Below are 1194 nucleotides of genomic sequence, written 5' to 3' on the forward strand. Positions count from 1 at the left end.
ACCTTGGATTGCCTTGCCCTCATCCAATTAACGTTACCAATTATAGTGTTTATCTCTCCGTTGTGAACCATATACCTATAAGGATGGGCCCTTTCCCAACTGGGAAATGTGTTCGTACTGAATCTGGAGTGTACAATAGAAAATGCTGATTTGAAAAGAGGATCAGTCAAATCTGAGAAAAAGTACTTTAATTGTTCCGCCGTTAACATCCCTTTATAGATAATTGTTTTAGAAGATAAACTGGCTATATAAAAGGCCTTATTTGGATCTATGTGCGGTATTTTTATCTCCTTTTCACTTTTTTTCCTAATTAGATATAATTTTCTTTCAAATTCTATTCCAGATTTCAAGGTAGGATTCTTAACGATAAAAACTTGGAGAAAAGATGGCATACTTTTTAATGCAGTTGGGCCAACAAATGCTTCATTGATAGGTACATCTCTCCAACCTATCACCTTTTGGCCTTGATTGGTGGCTATTTTTTCAAATTGCTGTTTGAAGATATTTGTAAGAGTTTTATCACGCGGGCAGAAAATCATACCCACGGCATATTCACTTTCATTTGGAAGAGTGAATCCTAAGTGTTTTGATTCTTTTATTAAAAAATCATGAGGAATCTGCAGCAGTACCCCTGCTCCGTCCCCATCATTTTCTCCTCTGCCTCGTGCACCACGATGAGCCATATTCTTTAAAACAGTCAACGATTTGTCAACTATTTCATGTGACTTTACTCCTTTTGTACTTGCAACTAATCCAACACCACAAGCATCATGCTCAAATTTTGGATCGTAAAGTCCTTTATTCATTTTAACCCTCCCTCCTATATTGGAGACTGCCCCAATACAGTGTGTTTCTGTATACTACTTTTTGGAACCCCGGTTTTATGCACAAAAAAAGATAATAATAATAGGTGTTAAAGGTTTATCAAAATTGGTTTATGTACCTACTAATCTCCCAATCAGTTACCGCTATCTTATACTCTTCAATCTCCTTTTCTTTTAATTCTACAAATTTTTCAAATATATGTTTTCCCAAAACATCTTTCATAAGTTCATCCTTTTTCAAGGCTTCCAAGGATTCTTGGAGTGAACCAGGTAAATATCTAATATTTTTTTCGTTCTTTTCTCTGTGGTCCATTTCGTAAATATTTCCATCAACAGGTTGAGGAGGTTCAATCTTGTTTTTTATACCTTC

The 1194-nt window shown here is 35.4% G+C and carries 2 pseudogenes; both read right to left on the bottom strand.

Annotated features, from left to right (window positions below):
* Positions 1 to 806 (bottom strand): annotated as a pseudogene (locus tag AA81_RS13495) (glutamate synthase subunit alpha); the annotation flags it as partial.
* A 118-nt stretch (positions 807 to 924) separates the two neighbouring features.
* Positions 925 to 1194: pseudogene (locus tag AA81_RS13500) on the bottom strand (glutamine synthetase); the annotation flags it as partial.

The organism is Petrotoga halophila DSM 16923, from assembly GCF_002924615.1.